Source organism: Burkholderia savannae (genome assembly GCF_001524445.2).
GTDB classification, from domain to species: domain Bacteria; phylum Pseudomonadota; class Gammaproteobacteria; order Burkholderiales; family Burkholderiaceae; genus Burkholderia; species Burkholderia savannae.
On record NZ_CP013417.1, the window covers coordinates 2,600,857 to 2,616,174 of the forward strand.

Here is a 15,318-nt window from a genome sequence, read left to right on the forward strand (position 1 = left end):
GCCGCGACATCGGGCCGCATAGGCCGCCGTGCATCCCGTCCAGCAACCGACATCGCACACGTCGCACTTCGCATAGCGTGCGGCATACGGTTTGCGACATGCTCATACGGAATGCGAAATGCGATGTGCGATGTGCGGTCTGCGGTCTGCGGTCTGCGGTCTGCGGTCTGCGGCGTGCGGCGTGCGGCGTGCGGCGTGCGGCGTGCGGCGTGCGGCGTGCGGCGTGCGGCGTGCGGCGGCATCATGATCACCCACGCGACAAACACCGGGAGCACGCACGCTCACGTGTAGGCTGACGTGTACGCCGTCGTCCACGCGGCGAACATCCGGGCAATACCGTCTACCGCTCATCGCTCAGCGCTCTTCACCCACCGCCCTTCACTCCAGCCGGCCGGCATCGCGCCCCCGCACGAGCCGGCCGTTTCATGCCGAAGCCGCTATCAGCGCGCCCCGCTCGTCCGGTCGATGACGGCGAGCAATTCGGCGAGCGCCTGCTTGCACGCGCCGGCCTGCGGCCGGTCGGCGCGCAGCGCGGCGAGCGCGCGATCGATCGCCTTGTCGACCGCGTGCCAATCCGCCGCCGCGCGCGGCTTGAGCGACGGCTCCGCGTCGTCCCACGACGTTTCCAGATCCTTGATGCGCGCCTTCGCGCCGGCGAGATCGCCCTTGTCGACGAGCTTCGCGGTGTCGACGGCGATCGCGCGGAACGGCGACAGATCGCCGAGCTTCGAGACGGTCGCGGCTTCGGCCGCGCTCGGCGCGACGCCTGCGGGCGACACGGCGCCGATGCCGAATGCGGCGGCCGCCAGCGCGGGCGCGACGGCGAATGCGATGAGCTTGCGCTTGATCATGTTCAATCTCCTGGTGGTGAATGTGAACGAAACGGATGAATGCGACGCCGGCCTCGGTTGCGACATCGACATCGACAGCGACAGCGACAGCGACTGCGACTGCGACTGCGACTGCGACTGCGACGACAACAGCAACAACATCACCGTCCGCGCGCCGGCGCCCCGAGCCGATCCGCGCGCGCCGCGGTGACGCTCAGCCCCGCGACGAGCACGACGATCACCGCGAGAAACACGGCGCTCGTCTTGATCGTGCCGAGCCCGAGGCCGCCGTACGCTTGCGCCTGCGACAGGAAATCGCCGAGCGACGCGCCGAGCGGGCGCGTGAGGATGTACGCGAGCCAGAACGCGAGCACGCGGTTCATCCCGCCGAGGGCGGCCGCCGCGACGAGCGCGATCGCGCCGCCGAACGCGACGATCCCGAGCCGGAATCCGAGGCCGAGCGCCTCGGTCGCGAGATCGCCCGCCGCCGTGCCGAGCGCGAACGTCAGCAGGATCGCGGCCCAGTAGAACCCTTCGCGGCGCGGCGTGACGATCGTATGGATCGACAGCGTCCGCTCGCTGCGATACCAGAGCGCGAACGTCGCCGCGAGCGCGGCCGCGAACAGCGGCGTGCTGACGTAGAGGCTGACGCCGAGGCCGTCGGTCAGCGCGTCGGTGATCTGCGTGCCGACGACGCTGACGAGCACGATGGTCAGCCAGTAGATCCACGGCACGTAAGCGCGCGCGCGCCATTGCAGCGCGAGCGCGCAGATCAGCAGGCCGGACATCAGCGCGCCCGTGACGGCGGCGCCGAGCCCGACGTGCACGGCGAGATAGTCGGCGCCGGTCTCCCCGACCGTCGTCGACATGATCTTGACGATCCAGAACGCGAGCGTGACTTCCGGGACTTTGTTGAGCATGCCTGCGGCTGCAGGCGGACGGGCTGGCTGGTTCAATCGGATTCTCCTGGTCGCGCCGGTTGCGCAGAGCGAGCCGGATTCCGGCAACGGCGGCGCGGCGAATGACGAACGCTCCCACGGCTCGCTCGGACGCCACTATGCAGGCCGGCCGCTTAAGGCGACATTAACGAGGCGGCGGGCGGCCGCCGGGCCGCGAACGCGCCGCCCGCCAGCAGAGTTTCGGGACGTCCGGTATGATCGGCGCTCGCGGCATTTCGCCTCCCCTGTTTCGATCGACGACGCGGTCCGCGCGCGCCGTGCGCGCCGCGTTTCGCCCACACGCACCATGCCCTCGCAGCCCCGCCCTCGCGCCGACGCGCCCGACCGCTATTCGCGCAGCCTGTTGCTGCTGCTCGCGACGATCGCGGGCGTGTCCGTCGCCAACATCTATTACAACCAGCCGCTCCTCGACGCATTCCGCGCGTCGTTTCCGGGCAGCGCGTCGTGGATCGGCGTCGTGCCGACCGCGACGCAGCTCGGCTACGCAACCGGCATGTTCTTGCTTGCGCCGCTCGGCGACCGCTTCGACCGGCGCAAGCTGATCCTGCTGCAGATCGCCGGGCTCTCGGCCGCGCTCGTGATCGCCGCGGCCGCGCCGACGCTCGCCGTGCTCGCCGCCGCGAGCCTCGCGATCGGCATCCTCGCGACGATCGCGCAGCAGGCGGTGCCGTTCGCCGCCGAGATCGCGCCGCCCGCCGCGCGCGGGCAGGCGGTCGGCACCGTGATGAGCGGGCTCCTGCTCGGCATCCTGCTCGCGCGCACGGCGGCGGGCTTCGTCGCCGAATATTTCGGCTGGCGCGCGGTGTTCGCCGCGTCGGTCGCGGCGCTCGCCGCGCTCGCGGCCGTGATCGTCGCGCGCCTGCCGCGCAGTTCGCCGACGTCGACGCTGCCGTACGGCAAGCTGCTCGCGTCGATGTGGCAACTCGCGCGCGAGTTGCGCGGACTGCGCGACGCGTCGATGACGGGCGCGGCGATCTTCGCGGCGTTCAGCGCGTTCTGGCCCGTGCTCACGCTGCTGCTCGCGGGCGAGCCGTTCCATCTGGGGCCGCAGGCGGCGGGCCTGTTCGGAATCGTCGGCGCGGCGGGCGCGCTCGCCGCGCCGTATGCGGGCCGCTTCGCCGACAAGCGCGGGCCGCGCGCGATCATCACGCTCGCGATCGCGCTGATGGCCGTGGCGTTCGTGATCTTCGCGATGTCGGGCCGCAGCCTCGTCGGCCTCGTGATCGGCGTGATCGTGCTCGACGTCGGCGTGCAGGCCGCGCAGATCTCGAACCAGTCGCGCATCTACGCGCTGAAGCCCGATGCGCGCAGCCGCGTGAACACGGTCTACATGGCCTGCTATTTCATCGGCGGCGCGATCGGCTCGTCGGCGGGCGTCGCCGCATGGCGCGCGATGGGCTGGATCGGCATGTGCGCGGTCGGCCTGCTGTTCTCGGCCGTCGCGGCGATCGTGCATTACCGCGGCCGCGCGAGCGGGCAGTAACCGCCCGGCGCGGCGGCGCACGGCCGCCGCATGCCGCATGCCGCACGACTCAGGGATTCACGGATTCACGGATTCACGAGTTCACGGGTTCACGATGCACGCCACACGAAGCATGACGCACGACGCCTCGCGCCGCTTTCGCCTCGTGCTCCGCGCCGCGCATCGTCGCGACGCTACCCGCGGCGTTATTGCATCCGCTTGCGCGCCGGATCGAACGCGAACGACAACCCGACGCTGCCGAGAATCGCGACGGTCGCGATCACGGTCGCGAGCGTGACGGGCTCGCCGAGCAGCAGCGCGCCGAGCGCGACCGCGACGACCGGATTCACGTACATGCAGCTGCTCGCGATGATCGGGCTCGTGTGACGGATCAGGTAGCCGTACGCGACGTACGCGGCCATCGTGCCCGCGAGCATCAGGTAGACGAACGCGACGCCGGGCACAAACGCGACGTGCTCGATGCGCTCGCCGAGCACCCATGCGATGCAGGTGGACGCCGCGCCGCCGAGGCCGATCTGCAGCGCGGTCGACAGGAACAGGTCGTGCGGCAGCGCGAGCCGCGCGGCGAGATGCGCGCCGCCCGCCCAGAAGAGCGCGCCCGCGAGCACGGTGATGCTGCCGAGCGTCGAGCCGGGCGACGACGGCCCGCCCGAATTCAGCACGACGATCCCGACCATCCCGAGCGCGACGGCCGCCCATTCGCCGCCCGTCACGCGCCGCCCCGCGACCGATGCGATCACCGTCGCGAAGAGCGGCACGGTCGCGACCATCACGGCGGCCGAGCCGCTGCTGACCGTGCGCATCCCGAGCGCGATGAGGCCGGACGACATCGTGACGAGCATCGTGCCGACGAGCGCCGCGTTGCGGATCTCGACGAGCGTCGGCCGCACCGGGCGCCGCCGCATCGCGAAGATGAAGAGCCCGATTCCCGCGAGCAGGTTGCGCAAGCCGGACAGCAGCAGCGGCGGAAACGATTCGAGCGCGACGTGCAGCGCGAGATACGTCGAGCCCCACGCGAAATAGATGAACGTGAGCGCGAGCGCGACGCGGCCGCCGCGGCTTTGCGGCAAACGGAGCGGACGGCGTGCGAGGAACGCGAGGGGGCGATCGAACGGCGTCATCGGTCAGCGTGCCCGCACGGAGTGACGCGTGCCGCTTCGCGCGTTCGCGCGCAAAGCGGCGCGACTGCCGGCGAGCGGCCCCGATATATCCGGAATGACGAGAGACGGCGGCGTGCGAAACGACGAATCGGAGCGTGCGGCGGCGAACATGACCGAAGAAGGCGAACGGACTCGAATGAATATGTGCGCGGCCGGGCGGCCGCATACCGCCAGCATTATGCATTAAGGAATGGAAAACGAATGCCGGCGCGAATCGAACGCGCGCTCGGTGACGCGTCGGCGCGACATTTCATTCGCGGCACACCGGCGTTTTCGTTTTTCGACCGTCGAGACGAAGCCGCAAAAACACGAGCGGCGCGAGCCGCGAGCGGACGAGCGCCACGCATCGCCCCGCCCGCGCGGCGTCGCCCGAGCGCGTCACGACCCGCCGAACCAGTTGTAGCCCTGGTCGACCCAATATCCGCCCGGATACGTATTGGTGACGAATATCTCCATGATGTGCTTCGGATTCTTGTAGCCGAGCTTGGTCGGCATGCGCAGCTTCATCGGAAAACCGTATTCGGGCGGCAGGCGCTTGCCGTCGTATTCGAACGTCAGCAGCGTTTGCGGATGCAATGCGGTCGGCATGTCAATGCTCTCGTAATAATCGTCCGCGCATTTGAAGCCGACGTATTTCGCGGTCGTGTCCGCGCCGGCGCGGCGCAGGAATTCGCGAAACGGCGTGCCGCCCCAGCGCCCGATCGCGCTCCAGCCCTCGACGCAGATGTGCCGCGTGATCTGCTCCGCGTGCGGCAGCGCGTACAGCTCCGGCAGCGTCCAGCTGCGCTTGCCCGTGACGAGCCCCGACACGGCGAGCCGAAAATCGTCGGCGCTGACGCGCGGCACGTCGTCGATGCCGTAGAACGCGTTGAACGGAAACGGGCGCGTGATGTCGGCTTCGGCGTACGTCGGCGCGAGCCGCGTCGGGCCGAACAGCCACGCCTGCACGCGATCGTTCGCGCGCGACACCTTCTCGAGAAAATCGTCGACCGACGCGTCGTCGCGCAGCGTGCAGCCCGTGAGCATCGCGAGGCCGCCGAGCGTCAGCACGCGCTTGCCGAAGAGGCGCCGCGACGGCAGCGCGAGCTCCTTGCGCACGTCGATCAAGAGCGACGCGCGATCGATCCGCGCAAGGTCGCCCGCCGGCTTTTTTCTGTCGCTTTCGGACATGATGAGTGACTCCTTTTAGTGTCCGCGCAGCATCGCGACGAGCGAGCGCGGAACGAGCGCCGCCATCGCGACATGCACGACGAAGAACGCGACGAGAAACGCCATCGCCCAGAAGTGCACGACGCGGGCGCTGTCGTAGCCGCCGAGCAGCTCGCGCAGCAGCGGAAACTGCACCGATTTCCAGATCACGAGCCCGGACAGCACGAGCAGCACGAGATCGGCGATCGTCGCGACGTACGCCGCGCGCTGGACCGCGTTGTAGACGGACAGATCGTCGTGCGACAGCCGGCCGCGCAGCGCATCGCGCAGATCGCGCGCGACGCCCGTCGCGCTGAGCGGCAGGAACTTGCGCTTGAAGCGCCCGGTCGCCGCGCTCATCGTCAGATAGAACACGCCGTTGAAGAACAGCAGCCACATCGCGGCGAAGTGCCATTGCAGCGCGCCGCCGAGCCAGCCGCCGAGCGTCGCGCCGCGCGGGAACGTGAAGCCCGCATAGATCGGCGACGCGTCGTAGATCCGCCAGCCCGACAGCGCCAACGTCACGGCCGCGACCGCGTTGAGCCAGTGGCTCGCGCGCACCCACAGCGGATGGATCGGGCGGCGCGGGCGGGAAGCGGACGTTGCCGCGTCCGTCGCTTGCGCGTCCGTCGGTGCCGGGTTCGCCGCGCGGGGCGGCGCGTGGTGCATGGCGTGTGGCATTGCGCCGGCCGCTCCGCGGGCCATCGCGGGGGCCGCGGCATCGGTCATTGCGCCGGGCGTCGCGCCGGTCGTTGCATCGGCCTTCGCGTCGCCGGTTGCGCCGGCCACCGCGCGCACCTTCCCGCACACCTTCCCGCGCACCTCCGCGTCAGCCGCCGCGCTCGTCGACGCGCCGGTCGACTCACCCGCCCCCGCGTCCGCCCGCGCGCCGGTCGCGGCCCTGGTCCACGCGCCCTTCGCGCCCTTCGCGCCCTTCGTCGTTATTGCGTTCATTGGCGATGCCCTCCTTCGTTGGTCGATGGCGCGCGCACGTCGCTCACCCGCACAGCGGCAGATCGAGCGCCTGCAGCACGTCGCCCGTCGCGTGATCCTCGACGAACGCGGCGACGCCGTAGCGCGCGGCGTCCTGCGCGCGCAGGTTCGCGGGCAGCGGCAGCGTGCGCCGCACGTCGAGCGGCGCGACCGCGCCGGCCGTCGACGCGAGCGGCCCGAATGAGAGCGGCCCGATCCACTGCCGCACGACGCGCTCGTGGCGCAGCGTCGCGCCGCGGTTCTCGCCCGCGCGCACCGGCGATTCGATGCCGTTCTCGTACAGCGCGAGATACGCGTCGAGCGCGCGCGGCGCGCCGGCGCGCGGCGTCACGGACAGCTCGACGTCGAGGGCGTCCGCGCGCCGCGCGGCGGACAGCGCGATGCCGACGCGCGCGGGCTCGCCCGCCGTCGCGACGACGCGCCGCTCGAACGCGCTCGCATCGCGCCAGTCGCGCAGCTCGCGGCCCGCGACCGCGACTTCCGGCGTATAGACGAAGCGGCCGCCGCCGCGCGATGCGAGCGCGTGCTGCCGTTCGGTGAAGCGATGCTGCGCGAAGCGGTCGGTCCAGCCGAGGCCGTCCCAGTAATCGACGTGCAGCGCGAGCGGCACGACCCGCAGCGCGGCGCGATGCGGGGCAAGCCGCGCGAGCCAGTCGTCGGCGCTCGGGCAGCTGCTGCAGCCCTCGCTCGTATAAAGCTCGACGAGCGCCTGCCGGCCGTCGGGGCTGCGGGCGACGCAGGCGCCGCCCGCGGCCGCCTGCGCGATGCCTGCGGCGGCAAGCGCGAGCCCCGCCGCAACGGCGCGCATCGAAACGGAAAATGAATTCGACATGGAAAAGCTCATCGTTCGGCGCCGGAGCGCGGGCGCGGTGCGCCGCGCGCGCCGGCATGCGCGACGCGAACTGCGCGACGCGATCCGGCATCGCGCGACGCACCGCGCCGCGAAACACGGGCCGCCCGCACGGCGAGCGAGCGGGCGGGCGGGCCGAGCCGGATCGCGCGTTCAAGCGCGCGTTCGACGACGCCGCTCAGTTCGACATCGGGCTCATCTTGTCGGACGACATCGGCTTTTTCATCGCGTCCTTCGGCGTGTGGCCCTTCTTCATGCCGCCCTTCGCCATGTGATCTTGCTTCTTCATGCCCATCTCGTCCTTCGACATCGCGCCCTTCGACATCTCGCCCTTCGACATCGCATCCTTCGACATCGCATCCTTCGACATCGCATCCTTCGACATCGCGTCGTTCTGCGCATGGGCGAGCGGCGCGGCGAGCGCGAGACCGGCGACACAGGCGAAAGCAAACAGATTCCTTTTCATGGGATAGCTCCATCGTTATTGATTGAGGAGCCGAATAGTCGGGATGCGACGGCGAATATGACAACGGCCGCAAAATTTTTTTTCGGCACCGGCGCTTGCGCGGGCGACGGGCGCTCGCGCGGCGCACCATCGCGCCGCCGCGCGCGCCGACCGGGGCCCCGCGCCCCAAGAAGCGGCGCCCGCGCGGCCCGGATGCCTGCGCGCCGGCCCGATCCGCACCCGCCGCGCCGCGCCGCAGCATGCGCGCCCGACCGCGCATTCGCGCGCAACCGATCTGTCCCCTGTTGAAACCTCGGCCGACCCGGTGTATCTTCTGCGCTTGCTAACGCGGGGGTCCTGCATTGCGCTCGGTCAAGCGATCGTGCGGCGCGGGTGAGAAATACCCTTTGAACCTGATCTGGGTAATGCCAGCGCAGGGAAGCGTCCGGGTTTCGCCGCCGTTCCACGTCAGAATCCCGTCGCGTCGCGAATCTCGTCTCCTGCTTAGCGCCCCACACCCGCTTTGCATGGGACCCGAGTCAGCGCTCAAGCGCCAGCTCGAGTCGACACAGGAGATCGCATGAACGCCAATCCCAAATTCCTGTCGGCCGACGCCCGCGTCGACGCCGCCGCCGTCGCCCCGCTGCCGAACTCGCGCAAGATCTACGTGACGGGCTCGCAGCCCGACATTCGCGTGCCGATGCGCGAGATCACGCAGTCGGACACGCCGACGAGCTTCGGCGGCGAACGGAATCCGCCGATCTACGTGTACGACACGTCGGGCCCGTACACGGACCCCGACGCGAAAATCGACATCCGCGCCGGCCTGCCCGCGCTGCGCCAGCGCTGGATCGACGCGCGCGGCGACACCGAGACGCTCGAGGGCCTCACGAGCGAGTACGGCCGCGAGCGCGCGGCCGATGCGGCGACGGCCGAGCTGCGCTTCCCCGACCTGCACCGCCATCCGCGCCGCGCGAAGGCGGGCAAGAACGTCACGCAGATGCACTATGCGCGTCAGGGCATCATCACGCCCGAGATGGAATTCATCGCGATCCGCGAGAACCAGCGCCGCGCCGAGTATCTCGAAAGCCTGAAGGCGAGCGGCCCGAACGGCGCGAAGCTCGCCGCGATGATGGGCCGCCAGCACGCGGGCCAGGCGTTCGGCGCCGCGGCCTTCGGCGCGAGCGCGCTTGCGCAGATCACGCCGGAGTTCGTGCGCGACGAAGTCGCGCGCGGCCGCGCGATCATCCCCGCGAACATCAATCACCCGGAAACCGAGCCGATGATCATCGGCCGCAACTTCCTCGTGAAGATCAACGCGAACATCGGCAACTCGGCCGTCACGTCGTCGATCGGCGAGGAAGTCGACAAGATGACGTGGGCGATCCGCTGGGGCGGCGACACGGTGATGGACCTGTCGACCGGCAAGCACATCCATGAAACGCGCGAGTGGATCATCCGCAACAGCCCGGTGCCGATCGGCACGGTGCCGATCTACCAGGCGCTCGAAAAGGTCAACGGCAAGGCCGAGGACCTGACCTGGGAAATCTTCCGCGACACGCTGATCGAGCAGGCCGAGCAAGGCGTCGACTACTTCACGATCCACGCGGGCGTGCGCCTGCAGTACGTGCCGCTCACCGCGAACCGGATGACGGGCATCGTGTCGCGCGGCGGCTCGATCATGGCGAAGTGGTGCCTCGCGCATCACAAGGAAAGCTTCCTGTACGAGCATTTCGAAGAGATCTGCGAAATCATGAAGGCGTACGACGTGAGCTTCTCGCTCGGCGACGGCCTGCGCCCCGGCTCGATCTACGATGCGAACGACGAAGCGCAGCTCGGCGAGCTGAAGACGCTCGGCGAGCTCACGCAGATCGCGTGGAAGCACGACGTGCAGGTGATGATCGAAGGCCCCGGCCACGTGCCGATGCAGCTGATCAAGGAAAACATGGATCTGCAGCTCGACTGGTGCAAGGAAGCGCCGTTCTACACGCTCGGGCCGCTCACCACCGACATCGCGCCGGGCTACGACCACATCACGTCGGGCATCGGCGCGGCGATGATCGGCTGGTTCGGCACCGCGATGCTGTGCTACGTGACGCCGAAGGAGCACCTCGGCCTGCCGAACAAGGACGACGTGAAGGAAGGCATCATCACGTACAAGCTCGCCGCGCACGCCGCCGACCTCGCGAAAGGCCACCCGGGCGCGCAGGTGCGCGACAACGCGCTGTCGAAGGCGCGCTTCGAGTTCCGCTGGGAAGACCAGTTCAACATCGGTCTCGATCCGGACAAGGCGCGCGAATTCCACGACGAAACGCTGCCGAAGGATTCGGCGAAGGTCGCGCACTTCTGCTCGATGTGCGGCCCGCACTTCTGCTCGATGAAGATCACGCAGGACGTGCGCGAGTTCGCCGCGCAGCAGGGCATGTCGGAAAACGACGCGCTGAAGAAAGGCATGGAAGTGAAGGCCGTCGAGTTCGTGAAGAGCGGCTCGGAGATCTATCACCGGCAGTAATGCCGGCGTACGCTCCGCCGCGCCCCGAAAGCCCGCCTCGCGCGGGCTTTTTTGCGTCCGCGCAACGGCGCTTCGGGGGACGAAACAATTGATTACGAAAGCCGCGGCGCTCTAACAAGTCCTTACAGCGCATAACGGACCGCCCGCGTAGATTTTGAATGTGGGCTGCATCGAAGCATGCGTGCCCACGCGTCTCTTTCATCCGAGGAATGAACAATGAAATCGATTCGGCGTATTGGGGTATGCGCAATGCTCATCGCGGCAGCCGCCAGTCTGTCGGCTTGCGACACGATGACCCATCAGCAACGTAACGCAGCAATCGGCGCGGGCATCGGCGGCGTCGCCGGCGCGGCGATCGGCGGCAACGCCCTGTCGACGATCGGCGGCGCGGCCGCGGGCGGCCTGATCGGCAGCCAAGTCGGCAAGTAAGCCCGCGAATCGGGCGCACCGTGCAGACGGGCCGCGCCCTTGAATGCGGACGGCGTGCGCCGCCTTCGTCGCGGCGCGCACCGTCCGGCCGTTTCGCGCAGCCGGTTCACGCAACCGTTTCACCCGGCCGTTTTACCCGCTCGTTGCCCGGTCGTTGCCCGGTCGTTGCCCGGTCGTTGCCCGGTCGTTGCCCGGTCGTTGCCCGGTCGTTGCCCGGTCGCGCCGCATAGCGTCGCGAGCATGGCGATGCACGCGACGCCCGCGCCGCGCCCGCGGCGGAAATGATCCGTTACCGTTTCACACAGCGTTTCACACGAGAGCGGTCTAAGCTCGCAAGCATCGAATCCTGCCCCGCACGCACGACTGCGGAACCATCATGAACAAGACACTTGTCGCCGCCGCGCTCGCGAGCGTCGCGCTCGCCGGCTGCTATTACCCGTACGGCTACTACCCGGCGGGCGGCTATTACGCGGCGCCGGTGGAAACCGCGCCCGTGTACGTCGCGCCCGCGTATCCGTCGTACTACTATCCAGCGCCGTCCCTGTCGCTGAACTTCGGCTACTGGGGCGGCGGCCGCGGCTGGCACCGCCACTGACCCCGCGCCGCGCGCGAACTTCCCGCGCGCGGCGCGACGGCCCCGCTTTCGCATCCGCCGCGCGCCGTCGATGCGCGGCCCGGGCGTTCGTTCTCGAATCTTGCTGTTTCATCTCAGCCTGAAACATCGCGTAACAGCGCGGTGTAAGATGCTTGGCCAGCCCTCCGTCGACAGCCAAGTGCCCGATCCTCGATGAACCTCAAGAACGCCTTCCTGCTGATCGTCCTCGCCGCGCTCTGGGGCGCGTCGTTCCTCTTCATTCGCGTCGGCGTCACCGAATTCGGCGTCGCGCCGCTGATGGCGCTGCGCGTCGGCATCGGCGCGCTCTTTCTCGTCGCGCTGATGCTCGCGCGCCATTCGCCGCGCGAGCTGGCCACGCTGCTGCGCAAGCACGCATGGCCGCTCTTCGTCGTCGGGCTGCTCAACTCCGCCGCGCCGTTCTGCCTGTTCGCGTTCGCCGAGCTGACGCTGTCGGCGGGCGTGACGTCGGTCATCAACGCGACGACGCCGCTCTGGGGCGCGCTCGTCGCGTATCTGTGGCTCAAGGATTCGCTGTCGCTGCCGCGCGCGCTCGGCCTCGTGGTCGGCTTCGCGGGCGTGCTGACGCTCGTCTGGGATCAGGTGTTCTCGCCGCACGGCGCGAATCCGGGCTCGCCCGCGACGGCCGCGCTCGCCGCCGCCGCCGCGCTCGGCGCGACGTTGCTGTACGGAATCGCCGCGAACTTCACGAAGCGCAAGCTCACGGGCGTCGATCCGCTCGTCAACGCGACGGGCAGCATGATCGGCGCGACGATCCTGCTTCTGCCGTTCGCGCTCGCGACGTGGCCCGCCGCGCCCGTCTCCGCGCACGCGTGGGGATCGGTGCTCGCGCTCGGCATCGCGTGCACGGGCATCGCGTACTTCATCTTCTTCTACCTGATCGCGCACATCGGGCCGGCACGCGCGATCACCGTCACGTTCGTGATCCCGGTGTTCGGCATTCTGTGGGGCGCGCTCTTCCTCGGCGAACACGTGTCGCTCGCGATGCTCGAAGGCTGCGCGATCGTGCTGCTCGGCACCGCGCTCGCGACCGGTGTGATCAAGCGGATTCCCGGCGTTCGGACTCGGCGGAACGAGGCGGCCTGACGGTCGTGCGGGAACCGGGCGGCACGCCGCATCGCGTCGCGTCGCGTCGTCGGCGGATGGCGCGGAGGTCGTTCGCGAAGCTCGAAGACCGGTCGAGCACGCTACTCGGCGCTGCGCTCGCGATCGGCGTGATCGAGCGGGTTCCCGGCGTTCGGGTTCGACGAAACGGGGTGGCGTGTCGCGTCGTCAGTGGATGGCGCGGAGGTCGTTCGCGAAACTTGAAGGCCGGTCGAGCACGCTGCTCGGCGCTGCGCTCGCGATCGGCGTGATCGAGCAGGTTCCCGGCGTTCAGGTTCGACGAAACGGGGTGGCGTGCCGCGTCGTCAGTGGATGGCGCGGAGGTCGTTCGCGAAGCTCGGAGACCGGTCGAGCACGCTACTCGGCGCTGCGCTCGCGATCGGCGTGATCGAGCAGGTTCCCGGCGTTCAGGTTCGACGAAACGGCGTGGCGTGCCGCGTCGTCAGTGGATGGCGCGGAGGTCGTTCGCGAAACTTGAAGGCCGGTCGAGCACGCTACTCGGCGCTGCGCTCGCGATCGGCGTGATCGAGCAGGTTCCCGGCGTTCAGGTTCGACGAAACGGCGTGGCCTGACAGTCGAACGAAAGTCGGATGCCGCGCGGCAACGCCGGCCGGCGTTGCGCCGTTGCGCCGTTGCGCCGTTGCGGCGGTACGGCGGTACGGCGGTACGGCGGTACGGCGGTACGGCGGTACGGCCGGGCGTGCGACGCGACACAGCGCGTGCGGCGGGCCGGACGGCCGGCGAGTCGCGAATGTCGTCCGCGCGCGACGATCCCTCATGTTTCAGACGCCATGGTTCGCCCGACAAGCGAATGATCGGGCGCTGCAGCCCGGCACCGGTAGCAAACGCGCGCTGCAAGCAGTGAATGCGCCGACCCGCGGCGCACGCGCAACCGTTTGTCAGCCGGCCGACGGCGCGCGGCCCGATCCGCAGTGCGCGGCCGACGTGCGTCCGGCGTCGCCCGTCTGAACCGACTGGTGAGTCGGATTCGCCTCGATCGGCGCGCAGCCTCGCCCGTCGCCACGGAAAATCCGCGAATACCCTCGTTCCGGCGACGCCGCACGGATGTCGGAATCCCCCGCCCCGCCGGCCTCCGCCGGCTCGCCGCCGCTTCGTGCGCGCGCCTCGTCGGCCGCCGCGAGCCGGCGCTCGCCCGGCCCGCGACGCGACATTGCGACGCCGGGTTAAGCGTATCCCCGATGCGCAAGACCCACCGACATTCGTTACACTCGATTCAATTCCCCGCCGGACAGCAGAAATGACGCGTATCGTCTTTCGCCGCGTGGCCTTCCCCAGCGCTCGCGCGCACGTCCGCCGCGCGATGCGCGCCGTTTTCCGCTCATAGCGGCGAAGCTGACAACATGCCGAAAACGCAGGGGCTCTCACTCGAAAGCCTGCTCTCGCAGCTCGCCCGCTGCGACGATGGCTGGTGCGCGCAATATCACGATGTCGCCCTTGCAAGCGCCTTTCAGCCGGTGATTTCGATCACGCACAAGCGCGTCGTCGGCTACGAGGCGCTCGTGCGCGCGACCGACGCGAACGGCGCGCCGATCTCGCCCGACACGCTGTTCGCGCGCGCGCAGGCGCGCGGCGAGACGATGCTGCTCGACCGGATGACACGTTGCCTGCATGCCGCGAACTTCGCCGCGCAGGATACGGGCACGTGCTGGCTGTTCCTGAACGTGCTGCCGCAGATGTTCGACGCCGGCGTCGCGCCGCGCGAATTCATCGAGGCGCTCTGCGCGCACTTCAAGCTGCCGCCGACGCGCGTGGTGCTCGAGGTGATCGAGCAGCCGTCGCGCAACGAGGCCGCGCTCGCCTGCACGCTCGACATGATCCAGCACGGCGACTTCCTGATCGCGATCGACGATTTCGGCACCGGCTTCTCGAACTTCGATCGCATCTGGCAAATGAAGCCCGACATCGTGAAGCTCGACCGCTCGATTCTCGAGCGATCGCTCGCGGCAAGCGACGCGCACCGGATCGTCCATCATCTCGTCACGATGCTGCACCATGCGGGCACGATGGTGCTCGCGGAAGGCGTCGAGAACGAAGACGCGCTGCAGATCCTGATGGACGCCGACGTCGATTTCGTCCAGGGCTTCTGCTTCGGCCAGCCGGATCAGTCGATCGAGCGCGCGCGCAGCGACGCGCCGGCGCGCATCGAGGCCGCGTGGAAGCGTTTCGCCGAGCGCGCGAAGGAGCGGCGCAGCGACGCCGTGCACCCCGGCTTCGACACGATCGAGCGGATCGTGCTCACAGGCGCCGCCGACTATACGCAGACCCGCAATTTGCGCGGCACCGCGCAGCGGCTGCTCACGAATTCGATCGTGCGGCGCGTGTTCATCGTGGAGGCGAACGGCGAGCAGATCGAGCCGTCCGTCACGGCCGAGACGCCGGATGCGCCGGACGCGACGACGCGCCGGCTCGCGCCGCTGCTGCCGGACTTGCACAGCAACTGGTCGCGGCGCGCGTACTTCCAGCGCGCGATCGCGGTGCCCGGACGCGTCGCGCTGATGGGGCCGCACTTCTCGCTGACGGACGGCCGCGACTGCTACACGGCTGCCGTCGCGATCCATCTCGAAACGACGCTGAAGGTGTTCTGCGTCGACTTCGATTTCTCGTCGTCGGGCGAGGACGAGGGCTACGGCGAGGGCGAGGGCTAGGGCTGGGGCGAGGGCCAGGCACGGCGACACGGTCGCGCATCGCGTTCGGCGCACGGGACGAGGGT

The 15,318-nt window shown here is 69.4% G+C and carries 14 protein-coding genes and 1 riboswitch; of the genes, 7 read left to right on the top strand and 7 right to left on the bottom strand.

The features are described from left to right. Positions 1–440: 440 nt before the first annotated feature. Positions 441–851: a hypothetical protein gene (locus tag WS78_RS12890; RefSeq protein WP_038744838.1), complete on the bottom strand. Its 411-nt coding sequence runs from the start codon at positions 849–851 to the stop codon at positions 441–443. Here WS78_RS12890 and WS78_RS12895 point away from each other — a divergent pair. Further along, positions 850–1,041, top strand: a complete 192-nt coding sequence (locus tag WS78_RS12895; RefSeq protein WP_059575344.1) for a hypothetical protein — start codon at positions 850–852, stop codon at positions 1,039–1,041. The two genes, WS78_RS12890 and WS78_RS12895, sit on opposite strands and share 2 nt — an antisense overlap. Here the strand turns inward: WS78_RS12895 and WS78_RS12900 are convergent. Then, positions 992–1,750 (bottom strand): COG4705 family protein, encoded by a 759-nt coding sequence (locus WS78_RS12900; RefSeq protein WP_059575342.1) that lies wholly within the window; start codon positions 1,748–1,750, stop codon positions 992–994. The two genes, WS78_RS12895 and WS78_RS12900, sit on opposite strands and share 50 nt — an antisense overlap. A gap of 325 nt (positions 1,751–2,075) precedes the next feature. Here WS78_RS12900 and WS78_RS12905 point away from each other — a divergent pair, with 325 nt between their 5' ends. Then, positions 2,076–3,272, top strand: coding sequence for an MFS transporter (locus tag WS78_RS12905; RefSeq protein ID WP_038744796.1), 1,197 nt, complete (start codon positions 2,076–2,078; stop codon positions 3,270–3,272). A 185-nt stretch (positions 3,273–3,457) separates the two neighbouring features. Here WS78_RS12905 and WS78_RS12910 read toward each other — a convergent pair whose 3' ends face one another. The 5 genes from WS78_RS12910 to WS78_RS12935 all read right to left on the bottom strand — a co-directional run bounded on the left by WS78_RS12910 (position 3,458) and on the right by WS78_RS12935 (position 7,929). Beyond that, the gene (locus WS78_RS12910) at positions 3,458–4,393 is read right to left on the bottom strand and encodes an EamA family transporter (RefSeq protein ID WP_038744795.1); all 936 of its coding nucleotides are present in this window, start codon (positions 4,391–4,393) and stop codon (positions 3,458–3,460) included. Between the two features lie 417 nt (positions 4,394–4,810). Next, positions 4,811–5,602, bottom strand: a complete 792-nt coding sequence (locus WS78_RS12920) for a molybdopterin-dependent oxidoreductase (RefSeq protein WP_038744793.1) — start codon at positions 5,600–5,602, stop codon at positions 4,811–4,813. 15 nt (positions 5,603–5,617) lie between these two features. Further along, positions 5,618–6,574, bottom strand: a complete 957-nt coding sequence (locus WS78_RS12925; protein ID WP_059575336.1) for a cytochrome b/b6 domain-containing protein — start codon at positions 6,572–6,574, stop codon at positions 5,618–5,620. A gap of 43 nt (positions 6,575–6,617) precedes the next feature. Next, positions 6,618–7,457 (bottom strand): DUF1223 domain-containing protein, encoded by an 840-nt coding sequence (locus WS78_RS12930; RefSeq protein WP_059575334.1) that lies wholly within the window; start codon positions 7,455–7,457, stop codon positions 6,618–6,620. Between the two features lie 184 nt (positions 7,458–7,641). Continuing rightward, on the bottom strand, positions 7,642–7,929 hold the full coding sequence (locus WS78_RS12935; RefSeq protein WP_059575332.1) for a pentapeptide MXKDX repeat protein: 288 nt from the start codon (positions 7,927–7,929) through the stop codon (positions 7,642–7,644). Between the two features lie 319 nt (positions 7,930–8,248). Then, a riboswitch (TPP riboswitch) is annotated at positions 8,249–8,366 on the top strand. A 122-nt stretch (positions 8,367–8,488) separates the two neighbouring features. Between WS78_RS12935 and thiC the strand changes: the two genes are divergently transcribed. The 5 genes from thiC to WS78_RS12975 all read left to right on the top strand — a co-directional run bounded on the left by thiC (position 8,489) and on the right by WS78_RS12975 (position 15,253). Beyond that, complete coding sequence (thiC, locus tag WS78_RS12940) at positions 8,489–10,420, top strand: phosphomethylpyrimidine synthase ThiC (protein ID WP_038744790.1); 1,932 nt, start codon at positions 8,489–8,491, stop codon at positions 10,418–10,420. A gap of 216 nt (positions 10,421–10,636) precedes the next feature. Next, positions 10,637–10,849, top strand: coding sequence for a glycine zipper 2TM domain-containing protein (locus WS78_RS12945; protein ID WP_038744789.1), 213 nt, complete (start codon positions 10,637–10,639; stop codon positions 10,847–10,849). Positions 10,850–11,225: 376 nt separating this feature from the next. Further along, positions 11,226–11,444 carry a hypothetical protein gene (locus tag WS78_RS12950; protein WP_059575330.1) on the top strand — a complete coding sequence of 73 codons (219 nt, stop codon included), beginning with the start codon at positions 11,226–11,228 and terminating at the stop codon, positions 11,442–11,444. Between the two features lie 192 nt (positions 11,445–11,636). Continuing rightward, on the top strand, positions 11,637–12,569 hold the full coding sequence (locus WS78_RS12955) for a DMT family transporter (RefSeq protein WP_059575328.1): 933 nt from the start codon (positions 11,637–11,639) through the stop codon (positions 12,567–12,569). Between the two features lie 1,379 nt (positions 12,570–13,948). Beyond that, complete coding sequence (locus WS78_RS12975) at positions 13,949–15,253, top strand: sensor domain-containing phosphodiesterase (RefSeq protein WP_059575322.1); 1,305 nt, start codon at positions 13,949–13,951, stop codon at positions 15,251–15,253. Positions 15,254–15,318: the final 65 nt, after the last annotated feature.